At 69.1% G+C, this 15,896-nt stretch carries 14 protein-coding genes; 8 read left to right on the top strand and 6 right to left on the bottom strand.

What is annotated here, in order from left to right:
- Positions 1-8: 8 nt before the first annotated feature.
- From Psi01_RS40505 to Psi01_RS40495, 3 genes are all read right to left on the bottom strand, one after another.
- On the bottom strand, positions 9-980 hold the full coding sequence (locus Psi01_RS40505) for an ABC transporter permease (RefSeq protein WP_204069509.1): 972 nt from the start codon (positions 978-980) through the stop codon (positions 9-11).
- On the bottom strand, positions 973-1,914 hold the full coding sequence (locus tag Psi01_RS40500) for an ABC transporter permease (protein WP_204069508.1): 942 nt from the start codon (positions 1,912-1,914) through the stop codon (positions 973-975). The genes Psi01_RS40505 and Psi01_RS40500 overlap by 8 nt, the downstream gene beginning before the upstream one ends.
- Before the next feature lie 109 nt (positions 1,915-2,023).
- A complete protein-coding gene (locus Psi01_RS40495; RefSeq protein ID WP_204069507.1) occupies positions 2,024-3,652 on the bottom strand; it encodes a peptide ABC transporter substrate-binding protein in 1,629 nt (542 codons plus the stop codon).
- 498 nt (positions 3,653-4,150) lie between these two features.
- Between Psi01_RS40495 and Psi01_RS40490 the strand changes: the two genes are divergently transcribed.
- The 4 genes from Psi01_RS40490 to Psi01_RS40475 all read left to right on the top strand — a co-directional run bounded on the left by Psi01_RS40490 (position 4,151) and on the right by Psi01_RS40475 (position 6,814).
- The gene (locus Psi01_RS40490) at positions 4,151-5,086 is read left to right on the top strand and encodes an ABC transporter permease (protein ID WP_204069506.1); all 936 of its coding nucleotides are present in this window, start codon (positions 4,151-4,153) and stop codon (positions 5,084-5,086) included.
- The gene (locus Psi01_RS40485) at positions 5,079-5,933 is read left to right on the top strand and encodes an ABC transporter ATP-binding protein (RefSeq protein ID WP_239128405.1); all 855 of its coding nucleotides are present in this window, start codon (positions 5,079-5,081) and stop codon (positions 5,931-5,933) included. The genes Psi01_RS40490 and Psi01_RS40485 overlap by 8 nt, the downstream gene beginning before the upstream one ends.
- Positions 5,934-5,987: 54 nt before the next feature.
- Positions 5,988-6,515: a YbhB/YbcL family Raf kinase inhibitor-like protein gene (locus Psi01_RS40480; protein ID WP_204069505.1), complete on the top strand. Its 528-nt coding sequence runs from the start codon at positions 5,988-5,990 to the stop codon at positions 6,513-6,515.
- 119 nt (positions 6,516-6,634) lie between these two features.
- Positions 6,635-6,814: a hypothetical protein gene (locus tag Psi01_RS40475; RefSeq protein ID WP_203879996.1), complete on the top strand. Its 180-nt coding sequence runs from the start codon at positions 6,635-6,637 to the stop codon at positions 6,812-6,814.
- Positions 6,815-6,960: 146 nt separating this feature from the next.
- On the opposite strand, the gene Psi01_RS40470 is transcribed toward Psi01_RS40475, so the two are convergent.
- The gene (locus Psi01_RS40470; RefSeq protein WP_204069504.1) at positions 6,961-7,674 is read right to left on the bottom strand and encodes a hypothetical protein; all 714 of its coding nucleotides are present in this window, start codon (positions 7,672-7,674) and stop codon (positions 6,961-6,963) included.
- A 466-nt stretch (positions 7,675-8,140) separates the two neighbouring features.
- Complete coding sequence (locus tag Psi01_RS40465; protein ID WP_204069524.1) at positions 8,141-9,460, bottom strand: KamA family radical SAM protein; 1,320 nt, start codon at positions 9,458-9,460, stop codon at positions 8,141-8,143.
- Between the two features lie 298 nt (positions 9,461-9,758).
- Here Psi01_RS40465 and plsX point away from each other — a divergent pair, with 298 nt between their 5' ends.
- From plsX to Psi01_RS40450, 3 genes are all read left to right on the top strand, one after another.
- Positions 9,759-10,808, top strand: a complete 1,050-nt coding sequence (gene plsX / locus Psi01_RS40460) for a phosphate acyltransferase PlsX (RefSeq protein ID WP_239128407.1) — start codon at positions 9,759-9,761, stop codon at positions 10,806-10,808.
- Between the two features lie 185 nt (positions 10,809-10,993).
- A complete protein-coding gene (gene argS, locus Psi01_RS40455) occupies positions 10,994-12,751 on the top strand; it encodes an arginine--tRNA ligase (RefSeq protein WP_204069502.1) in 1,758 nt (585 codons plus the stop codon).
- A gap of 149 nt (positions 12,752-12,900) precedes the next feature.
- Positions 12,901-14,241 (top strand): hypothetical protein, encoded by a 1,341-nt coding sequence (locus Psi01_RS40450; protein WP_239128406.1) that lies wholly within the window; start codon positions 12,901-12,903, stop codon positions 14,239-14,241.
- A gap of 67 nt (positions 14,242-14,308) precedes the next feature.
- Here Psi01_RS40450 and Psi01_RS40445 read toward each other — a convergent pair whose 3' ends face one another.
- Complete coding sequence (locus Psi01_RS40445) at positions 14,309-14,707, bottom strand: cell division protein SepF (RefSeq protein ID WP_204069501.1); 399 nt, start codon at positions 14,705-14,707, stop codon at positions 14,309-14,311.
- 191 nt (positions 14,708-14,898) lie between these two features.
- Between Psi01_RS40445 and Psi01_RS40440 the strand changes: the two genes are divergently transcribed.
- Positions 14,899-15,687, top strand: coding sequence for a PhzF family phenazine biosynthesis protein (locus Psi01_RS40440; RefSeq protein ID WP_204069500.1), 789 nt, complete (start codon positions 14,899-14,901; stop codon positions 15,685-15,687).
- Positions 15,688-15,896: the final 209 nt, after the last annotated feature.

Genomic DNA, 15,896 nt, shown 5'->3' with positions numbered 1-15,896 from the left:
GCTTCCCCCTACCGCAGCTTCGGATCCAGGGCGTCGCGCACCGCGTCGCCCAGCATGATGAAGGCCAGCACCGTGACGCTCAGGAACGCCGCCGGGAACAGCAGCGGGCTCGCCGCCTCCAGGAAGCGCGGCCGGGCGTCGGCGATCATCAGCCCCCAGGAGATCTCGGGCGACTGGATGCCCACGCCCAGGAACGACAGCCCGGCCTCGGCGGCGATGAACACGCCGAGGTTGATCGTGGCGACCACGATCACCGAGGCCATCGAGTTGGGCAGGACGTGCCGGAACATGATCCGCCGGTTGGAGGCGCCGAGCGCCCGTGCCGCGATCACGTAGTCCTGGCTCTTGGCGGTGATCACCGCGGCCCGCATGATGCGGAAGGTCATCGGCCAGGCCAGTACGGCCAGCGCGAGCGTGACGGTCCACACCGTGCCGGCGCGGAAGACCGCCAGGATCAGCAGCGCGCCGAGCACCGACGGGATGGCGAAGAAGACCTCGGTCACCCGCGACAGCAGCGCGTCGGGCAGGCCGCCCCTGAACCCGGCCACCAGGCCGAGCAGGCCGCCGACCGCGACGGTCGCGACGGTGGTGCACAGGCCCACGAGCAGCGAGTTGCTCGCGCCGTACACGGTGCGGGCGTAGGTGTCGCAGCCCTGGTTGTCGGTGCCGAACCAGTGCAGGGCGCTGGGGGCCTGGCGGGCGTCCCCGAGCCGGCAGGTCGAGGCGTCGTAGGGGTCCACCGAGGTGAACAGGCCGGGGGCCACGGCCATCAGCAGGATCACACCGATCAGCACCGCCGAGGCGATGAACAGCGGGCGCCGCCGCAGGTCCTGCCAGGCGTCGCTCCACAGGCTGGCGGGCTTGGCGCCGCCGGCCGTCCTGCCGCCCCTTGAGGACCCGGACCGAGGCTTCGACGGGGGCCGGGAGAAGGACTTGGCGTGCTTGGCGTGCCTGGCCCTCGGGGCCGCGGTGTCACTCATAGCGAATCCTCGGGTCGAGCACGGCGTACAGCAGGTCGACGATCAGGTTGGCCAGGATGTAGACGAGCACCAGCAGCGTCACGATGCCCACGACCACGGGCTGCTGCCGCTCGTAGACCGAGCGGAACAGCTCCTGGCCGATGCCCGGCAGGTTGAAGATCGTCTCGGTGATGACCGCGCCGCCCATCAGCGTGCCGAGGTCGGCGCCGAGATAGGTCACCAGCGGGATGAGCGCGTTGCGCAGCGCGTGCCGCCCGACGACCCGGCGCCGCGGCATGCCCTTGGCCACCGCGGTGCGGATGTAGTCGGCGCGCAGGGTCTCGGCGAGGCTGGTCCTGGTCAGCCGGGTCAGGTAGGCGATCGACGTCCCGGCCAGCACGAAGGCCGGCAGCAGATAGCTGTGCAGCCCGTCCGCCACGCCCGAGATCGGGAAGAACTCGATCCCGGTGCTCTGCTTGAGCTTGACGCCGAGCAGCAGCTGCAGGACGAACCCGGTGACCAGGGTGGGCACCGAGATCAGCACGAGCGTGGAGGCGAGCACCATCGTGTCCTGCGCCCTGCCGCGGCGCAGCGCCGCGTACAGCCCGAGGCCCACGCCGATGACGGCCTCCATCACCAGGGCGGTGAAGGCGAGGTTCAGCGTGACCTGGAACTTGCTCGCGATGATCGAGGAGACCTCGACGCCCGCGAAGGTCCTGCCGAAGTTCCCCTGGAACGCCCCGGAGATGTAGTGCCAGTACTGGACGATGAAGGGGTCGTTCAGGTGGTACTGCTCGCGCATCGCGTTGACGACGTTCTCGGGCGCCCGCTTGTCGCCGTACATCGACGCGATCGGATCGCCGGGTAGGGCGAAGACGATGGCGTAGATGAGCAGTGTGGCGCCGAGCAGTACGGGGATCGCCTGGAGCAGACGCCGGAGGATGTAGCGGCCCATGACAAGCCTCTCGTACAGCCCCGCCGGGCCTCCCGGGTCGCGGGAGCGCCCGCGGCGGGGCGGGACCTGATGGGGCCGGGCGGTCGGCCGCCCGGCCCGGGGGAACCTGTCAGACCACCTTCTCGACCTGGGCCCACTCGACCTGGTTGAGGAGGTTGATCTTGACGCCCCTGACGTTCTCGGAGAAGGCCGCGTTCATCCGGTAGTAGAAGATCGGGATCATCGGCAGGTCGCGCAGGAGCAGGTCGTCCGCCTTCTGGTAGTACTTCAGGCTCTCCTCCATGGTGGCCGCGGTGTCACCCTTGACCAGGAGCTCGTCGAACTCGGGGTTGGAGTAGCCCGTGTAGTTGGAGCCGTCCTTGATCGCACCGGTGGAGAAGACCGGGGTCAGGTAGTTCTCCGGGGACGGATAGTCGATCAGCCAGCCCGAGCGGAACATGCCGGTGTACTTCTTGGCGTCCAGCTCGTCCAGGATCTGCTGGAACTTCTCGAACGGGGTGACGTTGACCGTGATCCCCAGGTTGGAACGGAGGTTGTTGGCGACCGCCTCGATCCACTCCTTGTGCCCGTTGTCCATGTTGGAGCCGAGCTCCAGCGTCTTGGGCCCGTTCGCCTCGGCGTAGAGCTTGCGCGCCGCGTCCGGGTCGTAGACGCACGCCTTGCACGCGCCGGGGCGGTAGCCGTCGAGCAGCGGGTTGAGGAAGTCGTCGGCCGGGGCGCGCGTGCCGGAGAAGACCGTCTCGGTGATGGTCTTGCGGTCGATGGCCATCGAGATGGCCCGGCGCAGCCGGATGTCGTCGTAGGCCCGGCTCGCGATCGTCGGGAAGCCGATGTAGCCGATGGCCGCGTCGGCCTGGTCGATGTAGCGCTCGCCCAGTTCGGCCTTCGCGGTCGAGATCGCCGCGGGGGGCAGCTGCTCCTGGATGTCCACGCTGCCGGCCTGGAGGTCGTTCCAGGCGGTCTCGGCGCTGGTGTAGACCTTGAACTGCAGCTTCTCGAACTTCGGCTTGTCGCCGGGGAAGTCCTTGAACAGCGACAGGTTGATCGTCTGGTCGGTGCCCTTGTTGTAGGGCGCGTCCATCTTGAACAGCCCCTGGCCGATCGGCTTCTTCATGTAGGCATCGGTGATCTTGCCGGTGCCCTCGTCGAAGGCCGCCTTGGGCAGCGGGTAGAAGGCGGTGTAGCCCAGCATGGTGCCGAACTGCGAGAACGGCTGGGAGAGCGTGACGCGGAAGGTCGTCTCGTCGACGGCCTTCAGGCCGCTCATCTCCTTGGTGGAGGGGGTCTTGCCCTCACCCGGGTTGAGGTCCGCGTAGCCCTGCACCCGGCCGAAGAAGTAGTTGGCGCTCTGCGCGTTCTCCTGGTTGGCGGCGTAGTTCCACGCGTCGACGTAGTTCTGGGCGATCAGCGGCTCACCGTTGTGCCACTTGTAGCCCTCCTTGATCTTGATCGTCCAGACCTTGTTGTCGGACGTCTTGATCGAGTCGGCGACGTGGTTGACGACTTCCTTGTCGTCGTTGTACTTCACCAGCGGAGCGAAGACCGCGGCCATGACCTCGGCGCCCTCGGACTCGACGGTGTCACCGGGAGAGAACAGCTTCTGCGGCTCACCGATCTTCATGCGCACGGCCTCGGCACCGGAGGCCTCGCCCGTGGAAGTGGCGTTGCCGCAGGCGGCGAGTGCCAGAGCGAGCAATGTTGTGCCGGCGACGAGCTTCGCACCCTTGATGACACGCATTTGTGGTGAATCCTCCCTTTACAGGTGAGCGCCGACATTGAGCTCCGTTGCCCGGGCCGGCCTCGCGGAGGATGCGCGTTCCCCCGGTTCCCACTGGCCCGGCAGACGTGCTGACGCCACACCAGTCGGACGCGACTATCCCGTACGGCCCCACACCGAGTCGTCTCCGTGTTGTTGCAGTTCGATTACGCATGTGCCGATACGCGTCATACGGTGACCAAACCACCCACACCGCGTCACCAAACCCGCCTAAAGCGGACATTAGCCCACATGTGGTACAGCAATGGTCACGTCAACATACCTCCCTGGCCAGAGTGGCCGCGCCATTACTGCCCCAGTGCCTCCGGCTGGGCTACCGTTGACCCGATCGCGGGGGTCAGAGGGCGGGGGGAGATCCACACAATTGCCGTGGAACCTCTCATCTCAGAGCTCCGTCCAAGGTGCGGCGGGACACCGCCGCAGGCACGTCACCCACCCACATCCAATAGAGTCCATGCCATGAGCCAGCCGGAATCCGCCACCGCGGACGCCCAGGCGGGCGGCCCGAGTGACGGCACCCCCGTGAAGGGGCAGGAGCCGCTGGCCAAGCTCGCCGAGCGTTACGGGCTTCGGCGTGCCATCGCACGCCCGAGCCTGCCCGTCTACCTGCGCCAGTTGTGGGAACGACGGCACTTCGTCATGACGTACGCGACCTCGCGCAACGTCTCGAAATACAGCAACTCGGCGCTTGGCCAACTCTGGCAGGTCCTCACGCCGCTGCTCAACGCCGCCATCTACTACCTGATGTTCGGCCTGATCCTCGGCGCGCAGAAGGGCATCGACAACTATCCCGCCTTCCTCATCACCGGGATGTTCGTCTTCACCTACACGCAGCGGTCGGTCAGCGGCGGCGCCAAGTCGATCTCCGGCAACCTGTCGCTGATCCGCGCCCTGCACTTCCCGCGCGCGGCGCTCCCCCTGGCCTACACGATCCAGGAGTTCCAGCAGCTCCTGATCTCCATGGGCGTGCTGCTGGGGCTGGTGCTGCTCACCCAGGAGCCGATCACCTGGTTCTGGCTGCTCATCCCGGTCGCGCTGCTGCTGCAGACCATGTTCAACATCGGCGCCAGCCTGGTGCTGGCCCGGGTCGGCTCCACCGCCCGCGACCTGAACCAGCTCCTGCCGTTCATCATGCGCACCTGGCTCTACGCCTCCGGCGTGTTCTTCTCGATCGGCGACAAGGTCGTGAACTCGGCCGGCCTGCCGCAGTGGGTCGCCGACGTGATGTACGCCAACCCCGCCGCCGCCTATATCGAGCTCATGCGGGACCTGCTCATACAGACACACGAACCTCGACCGTACATCTGGTTCGTTTGCGTATTCTGGGCAGTGTTCGCCCTGCTCGGTGGCTTCTGGTACTTCTGGCGAGCCGAGGAGAAGTACGGCCGTGGCTGAGTTGACCGAGGAGCTGTCCCGCGTGAAGGCCGAGGAGTCCGGTGCGCCCAGCCCGGATGTCAGGGTTCATCCCAACCCGGAACCCCCGCACAACCCGCGCGAGGGCACCCCGACGGTGATCGTCGACGACCTGCACATCATCTACCGGGTGTACGGCGCCGCCACCGAAGCCGAGAAGGGCAACGCCGCCAACGCCCTCCTGCGCCTCCTCAAGCGCCAGGGACGCCCTCAGATGAAGGAGATCCACGCCATCCGCGGCGTCTCCTTCGTGGCCCGCCACGGCGACGCCATCGGCATCGTCGGCCGCAACGGCTCGGGCAAGTCCACCCTCCTGCGCGCCATCGCCGGCCTGCTGCCCCCGCACTCCGGCGCCGTCTACACCGACGGCCAGCCCTCGCTCCTGGGCGTCAACGCCGCCCTGATGCGCGAGCTGACCGGCGAACGCAACATCGTGCTGGGCTGCTACGCCATGGGCATGAAGCCCGACCAGGTGAAGGAGAAGTTCGACGACATCGTCGACTTCTCCGGCATCGGGGAGTTCGTGCAGTTCCCCATGTCCACCTACTCCTCCGGCATGGGCGCCCGGCTGCGCTTCGCCATCGCCTCGGCCAAGAAGCACGACGTGCTGATCATCGACGAGGCCCTGGCCACCGGCGACCGCGAGTTCAAGCGCAAGAGCCAGGAGCGCATCAAGCAGATGCGCGAGGAGGCCGGCACGGTCTTCCTGGTCGCGCACAACCTCGACGTGATCGAGGAGACCTGCAACCGGGTCATCTGGCTGCACAAGGGGAAGATCAAGATGGACGGCGACCCGCAGACGGTGCTCGCCGCCTACAACAAGGCCTGATCGCAGGGCAAGATGAGGAACGACCGACAAGACGTTCCTCATCGGAGGTGAACCGTGCCGCCACGGCCGCCGATCCCGTACGACTTCCTGCCCGAGGTCCCCGCGCTGACCGTCGAGAGCGACGACGTCCGCGACGGGGAGACCCTGTCCGACGCCCATGTCTTCAACGACTGGGGCATGAGCGGGCAGAACGTCTCCCCGCACCTGCGCTGGTCGGGCGCCCCCGAGGGCACCCTGAGCTACGCGGTGACCTGCTTCGACCCCGACGCCCCAACCGGCAGCGGGTTCTGGCACTGGTTGCTGTACGACATCCCCGCCGACGTCACCGAGCTGCCCCCGGGCGCCGGGAGCGCCGGCACGAGCGCGGGCGTGCACGCCCGCAACGACTACAGCATCAAGGAGTACGGCGGCGCCGCTCCGCCGCCCGGGGCGCCGCACCGCTACATCTTCGCCGTGCACGCCCTGGGCGTGGAGAAGCTCGGCGTGGACGCCGACGCCCCGCCCGCGGTGGTGGGCTTCAACATCACCGCCAACACCCTGGCCCGCGGCTACATCGTCCCGGAATACGGCGTCTCCGGCTGATCGACACCCGGCCGGGTGCCGTGCGGCGAGTCGCGCGTCGATCGACTGACACCGGGACCGGCGTTCCGCTATGATTCGAACGTTGTTTCGAGCAGGGGGTTCGACCCTAGGAAGCCGTCATGGAGTGGGGGCGCGCGATGCGAGAGCTGTCCACCGCGATCGACCACCTGGCCGCAGAGGATCCGTCCGAGATATCCCGTCTCCAGCTCGCCGAGCAGCTCATCGAGCTGCACTGGCAGATGGCCAGACTTCAGGCCCAGATCGCCCGCCGCACGGCCGTGCGGTCTCCGGGGCGCTGAGCGATACGGCCGCACCCGGCCGGACATCCGGGTGAGGACACGAAGAGACCGGCCGGTGCGCACCGGCCGGTCTCTTCAGGCCCACCCACCCGGGCCGCCGTTCCCGGATCGGGGCGGCGGCTCCGGCCGGGCGGCCGGGTCCTCGGTTACTCGGTGACCTTCCGGGTCGCGCTGCCGATGGTGTCCGCGAGGGAGTCCATGACGTCGGCCGCGGTGTCGGAGGCCTTCGCACCGCTGCTGCCGACCAGCGGCGCGAGCTCGTCGATGGAGGCCGAGCGGGTGAGCGGCTCGACGGAGTCCATGACCGGGGCGGCCTCCTGCGGGGTCACCGTGCCCACGAGGGGGGCGAGGCTGCCGCCCTGGCCGGGACCCTGCGGAACCGCCTGGTTGAGGCCGTACACCAGGCCGTCGACCGCGCCCTGCTGGTTGCCCGCGCCCTCCAGGCCCTCGCTGGAGTTCTGGGTGTTCTCCACCAGGCGCCCACCGGAGCTCAGCGTGTCGGCGGTGGTGCCGACCAGGCCGGCGGTGGTGTCGACGGTCTGCCCCACCGGGCCGGTGCCGTCACTGACGCCCCGTGCCGGGGCACCCCAGGTGATCTGGTCGGCGGAGACGCCCAGGAGCTTCCTGATGCTCTCCATCCCCGTCGCGGTCAGGCCGTCGGCGGCCATGGTGCTCTGTCCGCTGCCCAGACCGCTCAGCGCGGCGCCGCTGTCGAACAGGCCGCCCGACAGGCCCTGGATCGCCATGGAGACGGTACCGGTCGCGCCCTGGTCGCTGAAGGTCTCGTCCGCTCCGTCCCTCGCCTGTGCCTGGGCGGGCGAGCAGATCGCCGCCGCGAGGCCGAAAGCCGCAACGGCCACAGCCGCTTTGATGACTCGCTTCATGATTGCCTTCCCAGCTCGTGAATCGTCCTGCTTCTCCAGCGAAAAGCGGAAAAGCAGACCCTTAGACTCGGCTCACCGGCGGACGCGTTTCGGAGGGTTGCGCTCAACGCCCGGGCCGGAAGCTGCTCCGGCATTTCTATCACCGCCTTCAGCAACGTCCCAGCCTGTTTACGATGCCTAGACCACCTGTCGACACAGGGCAGATGACGTGCGAAAGCCCGCATCGGGAGGCTCCGGGGAACCGCCCGATACGGGCCGTTAAAACGGAAATAGCACCGCGAAGGATGTCGGTCTGACAATCCTTATGTCGGAAATGGCGAAGAAATCCGGGGTGCCCTTTCCGTGAGCCTGCGGCAAGGCCGGGCAAAAGAGACGGGAAAGCGGGCGCCATGGGCCGGGGGAGCAGATTTTCCCTGCGCCCGGCACCCGCTTGACCGGATCATCAGGCAGGCACCCGCAGATCGGCGGCCTCGGGGTCGAACGGGAAGCGGTCGGCGAAGGCCGGCCGCAGATCCGTCAGCCACACGGCCTCGGGGTCGTAGCGGGCGAAGAAGGGACGCCCGACCAGTTCGGGGTCACGGGCCTGGATGAGGTGGAGGACGAAGACCTTCTGACCGGCGATCTCCGTGACGCCGTCCACGCAGACCTTGCCCGGCGTGGCCGACATGGACGGGCCGCGCACCGTACGGCACAGCCCCGAGACGTTCGCGTAGGCGTCCCTGAAGATCTCGTAGGCCCGCCCGAGCGGCACCGCGAAGTAGTCCTGCGGGCCGGTGTCCCGCTCGACGAACATGTAGTAGGGCACCATGCCCATGGTGAGCTGGCGCCGCCACATCGACGACCACAGGCCCGGCTCGTCGTTGATCGACCTGATCAGCGGCGCCTGGGTGCGGATGGTCGCGCCCGTGGCGAGGATGCGGCTCACCGCCGTCTCGACCACCGGCAGCTCCATCTCCCTGGGATGGGAGAAGTGGGCCATGAAGGCGAGGTTCTTGCCCGCCTCCGCCACCGAGGCGAACAGCCGGAGCGTGTCGTCGGCGTCGGGGTCCGACACGAAGCGCTGGGGCCAGTAGGCCAGCGACTTGGTGCCGATGCGGATGGACTCCAGCTGCTCCACCTCCAGCAGCGGCTCCAGATAGCGGCGCAGCACCGGCTCCCCCATGATCATGGGGTCGCCGCCGGTGAACAGCACGCTGGTCACCTGGGGGTGCTCCTTGAGATAGGCCACCAGGCCCCGGATGTCGTCGGAGGCGAACTTCAGGTCGGGTTCGCCGATGAACTGCGCCCAGCGGAAGCAGTAGGTGCAGTAGGCGTGACAGGTCTGCCCCTGCTTGGGGAAGAAGAGAACGGTCTCGGGGTATTTGTGCTGCACACCGGGCATCGGCTCGGCGCCCACCCGGGGGACGTTCAGGTCGAGCTGACCGGCGGGGTGCGGGTTGAGCCGCTTCCTGATCGTGTTGGCGACTGCCTGAATCTCCCCATTCGTGGCACCCTGCCGGAGCAGACCTGCCAGTCTGGTGACGTCGGCCTCGGGCAGCATGTCCCCCTGCGGGAAGACCAGCCGATAGATGGGGTCGTCGGGAACGGCCGACCAGTCGATGAGCCGGTCCACCACGTAGGTGTTCGTACGAAAGGGCAGGACGGTCGCCACCGCCCGGATCCGGAGCCGCTCCTCCTCCGGGATGCCGCCCCTCCCCAGCAGCTCGTCGAGGTGCTTCGCGGTATAGGCACGAAAGCCGCGTATGGAGCCTTCTTTCAACATCACCAGGCTTTTTCCTTCCGGTTTTGTTCTTCTCCGTGTAAACCGGTTCGCGCTCTCGCGCGTCTGTCGCGGTTATACACCTGACGCGATCACCCTCGTGCGGGTTCCGCCGAACACCGGATTTCTGGAATCCCGGTTCTTCTCCCTCTCGCGACACATCTCGGAGCAGACCGTGACCGCACCCGGCCACGTAACTCACCGGTAACCTCGCCTACGATGCGGACATACTCCTTCCGCATGAGGTGACCGCTTGCCTGACATCGCCGCTTCCGGCGTCGCACCGATCGCGCTGGACGCCATGGGCGGCGATCACGCCCCGGAAGAGATCGTGGCGGGAGCCGTGCGGGCCGTACGGGAACACGGGGTCCCCGTGGTCCTCGTGGGCTCCCCCCGCATCCTGTACGAGGCACTGGTCCTGCACGACGCGACCACCGAGGTGCCGATCGTCCGCGCCGAGGAGGTCCTGTCCATGGAGGAGGGCGCGCTGGCGAGCCTGCGCCGTCCCCGTTCCAGCATCGCCGTGGCCTGCCACCTGGTACGGCGCGGCGACGCCTGCGCCGTGGTCTCGGCCGGTTCCACCGCCGGGATCGTGGCCACCGGCAAGCTCCGGCTCAAGAGCCTGCCCGGGGTGCTCAGACCCGCCATCGCGGTGGCCCTGCCGACCCGGCCCCGTCCCACCGTGCTGCTCGACGCCGGCGCCAACGCCGAGGTCAAGCCGGAGATGCTGGTGCAGTTCGCCCAGCTGGGCACCGCCTACGCCGAGACCGCTCTGGAGATCGACAAGCCCCGCGTCGGCCTGCTGACGATCGGCAGCGAACCCGAGAAGGGCAACAAGCTCGTCAGGCGGGCGCACGAGCTGCTGTCGGCCGCCCCCGGCCTCGGTTTCGCGGGCAACATCGAGGGCCACGACCTGCTCACCGGGGTCGTCGACGTCGTCGTCACCGACGGCTTCACCGGCAACGTCACGCTCAAGACCGTCGAGGGCAGCGTCCGCTACGCCTTCGGCGAGCTCCGCGACACGATCGAGGAGAGCCCCGCGGCCAGGCTGGGCGGCATGCTCCAGCGACGCCGCCTGCGGGAGCTGCGCCGTCGGCTGGACCCAGAGGAGCACGGCGGCGCCGTACTCCTCGGGCTGAACGGCACCGTGGTCATCGCCCACGGCGCCTCCCGGGCCCAGGGGATCAGCGCCGCCTGCGTCCTGGCCGCCAGGCTCGCCGCCCAGGGCGTCACGGGCCGCATCGCCGAGCGCCTCGCGCCGGCCCACCGCTCGCACCGCCTGTGGCGGGGCGCGCCGGGGCAGGGGCGGGAGGGCGGCGCGCCGCGTGAGGGACGCGGCGACCACCCGTAACGGCTCTGCGACGGATAGCGGGCCCCGCCGGCGCGTACGGGGCGACGGGTGCTGCGGCGTGTACGGGCGCTGCGGCGCGTGATGGCTCCGCTCGCGGGCGGGCGTCCGGACCGGCCGCATGGCAGGAGATCACCGACCGGCTATATGGCAGGAGATCACCGCAGCCGTACCGATACCCTTGTTGCATGACCGACCCGCAGCTCGTCCTCGCCGAGTGCGTCCAGCAGGCGCTGGCCGCGGCCTTCGGCGCGGACTTCTCCGACGCAGACCCGCTGATCCGTCCCTCGCAGTTCGCCGACTACCAGGCGAACGTGGCGATGAGCCTGGGCAAGCGACTGCGACGGGCACCGCGGGAGGTCGCCCAGGAGATCGCCGACCGGCTCACCGAGATCAGTCCCCCCGGCAAGACCGAGGCCGGGTTCCCCGGCACGGTCGAGGTCAGCGGCCCCGGCTTCCTCAACATCACGCTCGACGACTCCTGGATCGCCGGGCGGGCCACCGAGATGCTGGCCGACCCGCACACCGGCGTGGCCGTCACGGACGAGCCGCAGACCGTCGTGATCGACTACTCCGCGCCCAACGCGGCCAAGGAGATGCACGTCGGTCACCTGCGCACGACCATCGTCGGCGACGCCCTGGCGCGCGTGCACGAGCACATCGGCAACAAGGTCGTCCGGCAGAACCACCTGGGAGACTGGGGCACCCCGTTCGGCATGCTCATCGAGCACCTGCTGGACATCGGCGAGGAGGCCGCCGTCGCCCAGCTGGAGGCCGGCGGGAGCAACGAGTACTACCAGGCCGCCCGCTCGAAGTTCGACTCCGACCCCGAGTTCAACAGGCGCGCCCGGGCCCGGGTGGTGACCCTCCAGGCGGAGGAGCCGGAGACCATGCGGCTGTGGCACATCTTCATGAACGCCACGGTCAGCTACTTCAACAAGGTCTACACCCGGCTCGGCATCACCCTCACCGACGAGGACATCGCCGGCGAGAGCATGTACAACCCCATGCTCGCCCAGGTCTGCGACGAGCTCCAGGAGCGCGGCATCGCCGTGATCAGCGACGGCGCGCTCTGCATCTTCCCGCCCGGCTTCACCGGCCGGGAGGACCAGCCGCTGCCGTTCATGATCCGCAAGAGCGACGGCGGGTACGGCTACGCCACCACCGACATGGCCACGATCCGCTACCGGGTCCAGGACCTCAAGGCCGACCGCATCATCTACGTGATCGGCGCCACCCAGGCCCTGCACATGTCGATGCTGTACGCCTCCGCCCGGATGGCCGGCTGGCTGCCCGACCACGTCCGCGCCGAGCACGTCCAGATCGGCAGCGTGCTGGGCAGCGACGGCAAGATGTTCAAGACCCGGAGCGGTAAGTCGATCAAGCTGGTGGAGCTGCTCGACGAGGCCGACGAGCGCGCCGCCGCCGTGATCGCCGACCGCGAGTACGACGACGCCACCCGCGCCGAGATCGCGCACGCGGTCGGCATGGGCGCCGTCAAGTACGCCGACCTGTCGGTCAGCCACGACAGCGAGTACGTCTTCGACTTCGACCGCATGCTCGCCCTGACCGGCAACACAGGCCCCTACCTGCAGTACGCCACGGCCCGGATCCGGTCGATCTTCCGCAGGGGCGGTGTCGACCCGGCTCAGGCCACCGGCCCGATCGTGCTCGGGCACCCGGCCGAGCGGGCGCTGGCCCTGCGCCTGCTGGGGTTCGGCTCGGCCGTCGCGGAGATGGCCGAGGAGTCCGTCCCGCACCGGCTGGCCGCGTTCCTGTTCGACACCGCCAGCGCGTTCACCGCGTTCTACGAGAACTGCCCGGTGCTGCGGGACGACGTCGAGGAGACCGTCCGGGCCTCCCGGCTCGCCCTGTGCGCGCTGACCCTGCGCGTGCTGGAGACCGGTCTGGACCTGCTCGGCGTCCCGGTTCCCGAGCGCATGTGAGTCCCGCGGGACGATCACCCCGATTCGCCAAATCGGGGTGATCGTCTGGCAAAGGCGGGTTCGGCGCGCCTCCCGGCCGCACGCTCCGGGGCCGATTACGCTGGCGCGGTCAACGGCCACGACGTCAAGAGAGTTCTCCGCCCTTGAGCATGGACCTCACCGCCGACCCCCACACCGGGACGGAGTTGCATCGATACGCCGAGGCACTCCTGGCGAACCTCGCCGCCGGCGGCTCCCTCGACGTGGCGCCGCCGGAGTTCACGGATGTGTCCGGCCACTGGCTGGCCCCGGCCGTCGAGGCCCTGACCGCGCTGCTGCGCGGCGACGACGCTCTGGAACCGCTCGGCCGCGCCGCCCACCGCGACCCGCACAAGACCGCCCTGTTCCTCTGCCTGGCCCTGGCCGTGGCCGGTCAGGGCGAGCGGATCCACGCCTCCTGGTTCGGCACCGCCTTCGGCGAGCTCCGGCCGGACCGGCCCGTCACCCACGGCCAGCGGGCCCTCTGGCTCGCCGCCGCCAAGGGCGCGTACGGCCCTGCGGGCAAGATCTTCGTACTGCGCAAGCTCGACGCGGTGTCCGTCTCGGCTGCCGCCGACCCGGCCGACTGGCTGCGCGCGCTGACCCCGGACGAGCCGTCGATCGTGGTGCCGCCGTCCCTGGCCGACTTCCCCGAGCTCGCCGAGCTTCCCGAACTGGCCGAGCCGGTCCGCGCCGCCGCCAGGCTCGCCCGGCTCCGCGGCCGGTGCGTAGAGATCACCTCGGCCCGCGAGAACCGCGTCGGCGGCAGGCTGGCCAACCACTCGCGCACCCCGGCCACCGGCTGGGCCGAGGACGAGCCGCTGGCCGTACTCCGCCGGCTCATCGGGACCGGCGGCCCCGAGGGCCCGATGAACTCGCTCACCGGGCACCTCCTCAACGACCTGCGGCCGGGCGCCGACCCCTATCTCACGGCCATCGCCCTGCACGTGGCCGCCCCGATCGTGCGCGAGGCCGCCGAACGCCTCGCCCAGGCCACCCAGGCCGGTCCCCCAGCGACGGTGATCCTGCCGATCCTCGGGCATCAGGTCGTGCTCCACCCGGAGGGCCCCGACTCCGCGTCCCTGGCCGACGCCGAGGAACGGGTCGTCACCGAGGGCGTGCCCGCCCGCGGCGGCCCATGGCCCGCCTACGCCCTGCTCGGCCTCGGAGCGGTGCTGTTGGTCGCCGCCGTGGCCCTCCCCGGCCTGTCCGTCCCGCTCGCCCTCGCCGCGGCGGTGCTCGCGGTCGCCCTGGCCGGGTTCGGCGGATACCGCCTGCTGCTGCGGCGCCGGCAGGAACAGGCCGACGCCGACTACGTCGCCGCTCAGCTCAGGGAACTGCGCGAGCTGGCCGAGGGCGCGGTGTGGGCCCTGCATGAGTACGCCAGAGAGGCCGACAAACGCGCCCAGGACGCGGCCTCGGACCTCACCGAGCTGACCCGCCTGCTGCGCCGCGGCCCCCGCGCCGGATAGCCTCCGGCGAGCGAGCCCGGCGCACGCGGATCCAGCCGAGCGTGACCTCGAATCAGACCTCGGGCGATCAGCCGGTGGTGACCTCGACATCCGCCGGAGCCAGCAGGAAGACCTTCTCCGCGATCCGCTCGATGCGTCCGTCGCAGCCGTAGGCCAGACCGGCCGCGAAGTCGACCATCCGGGTCGCCTCGGCGGTGCTCATGCCGTTGACATCCATGATGACCGCCTGGCCCTCACGGAAGTGCCGACCGATGGTGGGCGCGTCGTTGTACTTCCTCGGTGTGAGCATCACGATCCGCGAAGGCTCGGCGATCGAACGCCAGCGCCTGGCCGCGCGCTCGGACGCGGAGGCGTGCCACTCCTCCGACTCCTCGTTCTCGACGTCGTCCTCGTAGTCGTAGGACTCGTCGTAATGCTCGTCCGCTCCCAGGCCAAGGTAGGTGGCCACCTTGCGCACTGCCCCCATCGGCTCGTCCTTTCCTCAGGACCCCGCCGTCCCGGCTTTCAGTCCCTGCACATTGGACGCTAACCGACGACCGGAAGTTCACGGTGCGACACGCCCAGTGTGTATTTCCATTTTGTACGACCAACGTGGCTCCTTGCCTGCCCGGCAGAGGAGCATCCAATCCCTGTTCATCCCACGGCTACCATCGCGTCATGCGGATCTATACCGTCGACGCCTTCACCGGCCAGCCTTTCCGGGGCAACCCCGCCGGAGTATGCCTGCTGGACACCCCTATGCCGGATTCGTGGATGCAGTCCCTGGCCAAGGAGATGCGGCATTCGGAAACTGCCTTCCTGCTCCCGGGGGAGGACGGCGGACCGTACTCCCTGCGCTGGTTCACCCCCGCGGTCGAGGTCGCCCTGTGCGGGCACGCGACCCTGGCGACCGCGCACGTTCTCTACTCCGCCGAAGGCGCGTCCGGCACCCTCGAGTTCTCCACGAAGAGTGGAATCCTGTCCGTGTCCAAGGACGAGACCGGCCTCATCACGATGGACTTCCCTGCGAAGGCCATGGAGAAGGTCGACCCGCCCGCGGGCCTGGTCGAGTCCCTCGGAGTGGAACCCGTCTGGATCGGCAAGAACGTGTGGGACTATCTCGTCGAGGTCGAGGACGAAGACGCCGTGCGCGCCGCCTCTCCCGATTTCACCGCCCTGGGAGAGGTGGATGCCCGGGGAGTCATCGTGACCGCCCTATCCGCAGGAGAGGGCGCCGACTACGTCTCCCGGTTCTTCGCACCCCGCGTAGGTGTTCCCGAGGATCCGGTAACCGGCTCCGCCCACTGCGCGCTCGGCCCCTACTGGGCGGCCAAGCTGGGCAGGGACACGCTGACCGGCCACCAGTGCTCGGAACGCGGCGGTTCGATCCGCACGACCGTGCGATCCGACCGCGTCGAACTCGCCGGCCAAGCGATCACCGTCCTGTCCGGTGAACTCCACATCTGACCTCCCCATCTGACTTCACCACCCGTCACCGAATCGCTGTCTCATCACCCGGGCGCACCAGATCTTCACGCCCGGGCCACCATACTGAGCCCGTCCCGCCCCGGTCACCTCATTTACATCTCCAGCACCGGGGCCCCGGCCTGGCGCTGTACGGACCTGGCTCTGTACGGCACGGCTCCGGCTCGGATCGGTCTCCGGGAAAACTCCCC

It is taken from the genome of Paraplanobispora siamensis (assembly GCF_016863175.1).
Taxonomy (GTDB): domain Bacteria; phylum Actinomycetota; class Actinomycetes; order Streptosporangiales; family Streptosporangiaceae; genus Planobispora; species Planobispora siamensis.
The sequence above is the reverse complement of the archived record's forward strand: the minus strand, read 5'-3'. Positions and strand labels throughout refer to the sequence as shown.

Excerpts from the sequence above, each read along its gene's own strand:
- argS (WP_204069502.1), top strand. The coding sequence starts at position 10,994 with ATGACCGACCCGCAGCTCGTCCTCGCCGAGTGCGTCCAGCAGGCGCTG.
- Psi01_RS40475 (WP_203879996.1), top strand. The coding sequence starts at position 6,635 with ATGGAGTGGGGGCGCGCGATGCGAGAGCTGTCCACCGCGATCGACCAC.
- Psi01_RS40465 (WP_204069524.1), bottom strand. The coding sequence starts at position 9,460 with ATGTTGAAAGAAGGCTCCATACGCGGCTTTCGTGCCTATACCGCGAAG.
- Psi01_RS40440 (WP_204069500.1), top strand. The coding sequence starts at position 14,899 with ATGCGGATCTATACCGTCGACGCCTTCACCGGCCAGCCTTTCCGGGGC.
- Psi01_RS40450 (WP_239128406.1), top strand. The coding sequence starts at position 12,901 with ATGGACCTCACCGCCGACCCCCACACCGGGACGGAGTTGCATCGATAC.
- Psi01_RS40500 (WP_204069508.1), bottom strand. The coding sequence starts at position 1,914 with ATGGGCCGCTACATCCTCCGGCGTCTGCTCCAGGCGATCCCCGTACTG.
- Psi01_RS40490 (WP_204069506.1), top strand. The coding sequence starts at position 4,151 with ATGAGCCAGCCGGAATCCGCCACCGCGGACGCCCAGGCGGGCGGCCCG.
- Psi01_RS40445 (WP_204069501.1), bottom strand. The coding sequence starts at position 14,707 with ATGGGGGCAGTGCGCAAGGTGGCCACCTACCTTGGCCTGGGAGCGGAC.
- Psi01_RS40495 (WP_204069507.1), bottom strand. The coding sequence starts at position 3,652 with ATGCGTGTCATCAAGGGTGCGAAGCTCGTCGCCGGCACAACATTGCTC.
- Psi01_RS40505 (WP_204069509.1), bottom strand. The coding sequence starts at position 980 with ATGAGTGACACCGCGGCCCCGAGGGCCAGGCACGCCAAGCACGCCAAG.
- plsX (WP_239128407.1), top strand. The coding sequence starts at position 9,759 with ATGGGCGGCGATCACGCCCCGGAAGAGATCGTGGCGGGAGCCGTGCGG.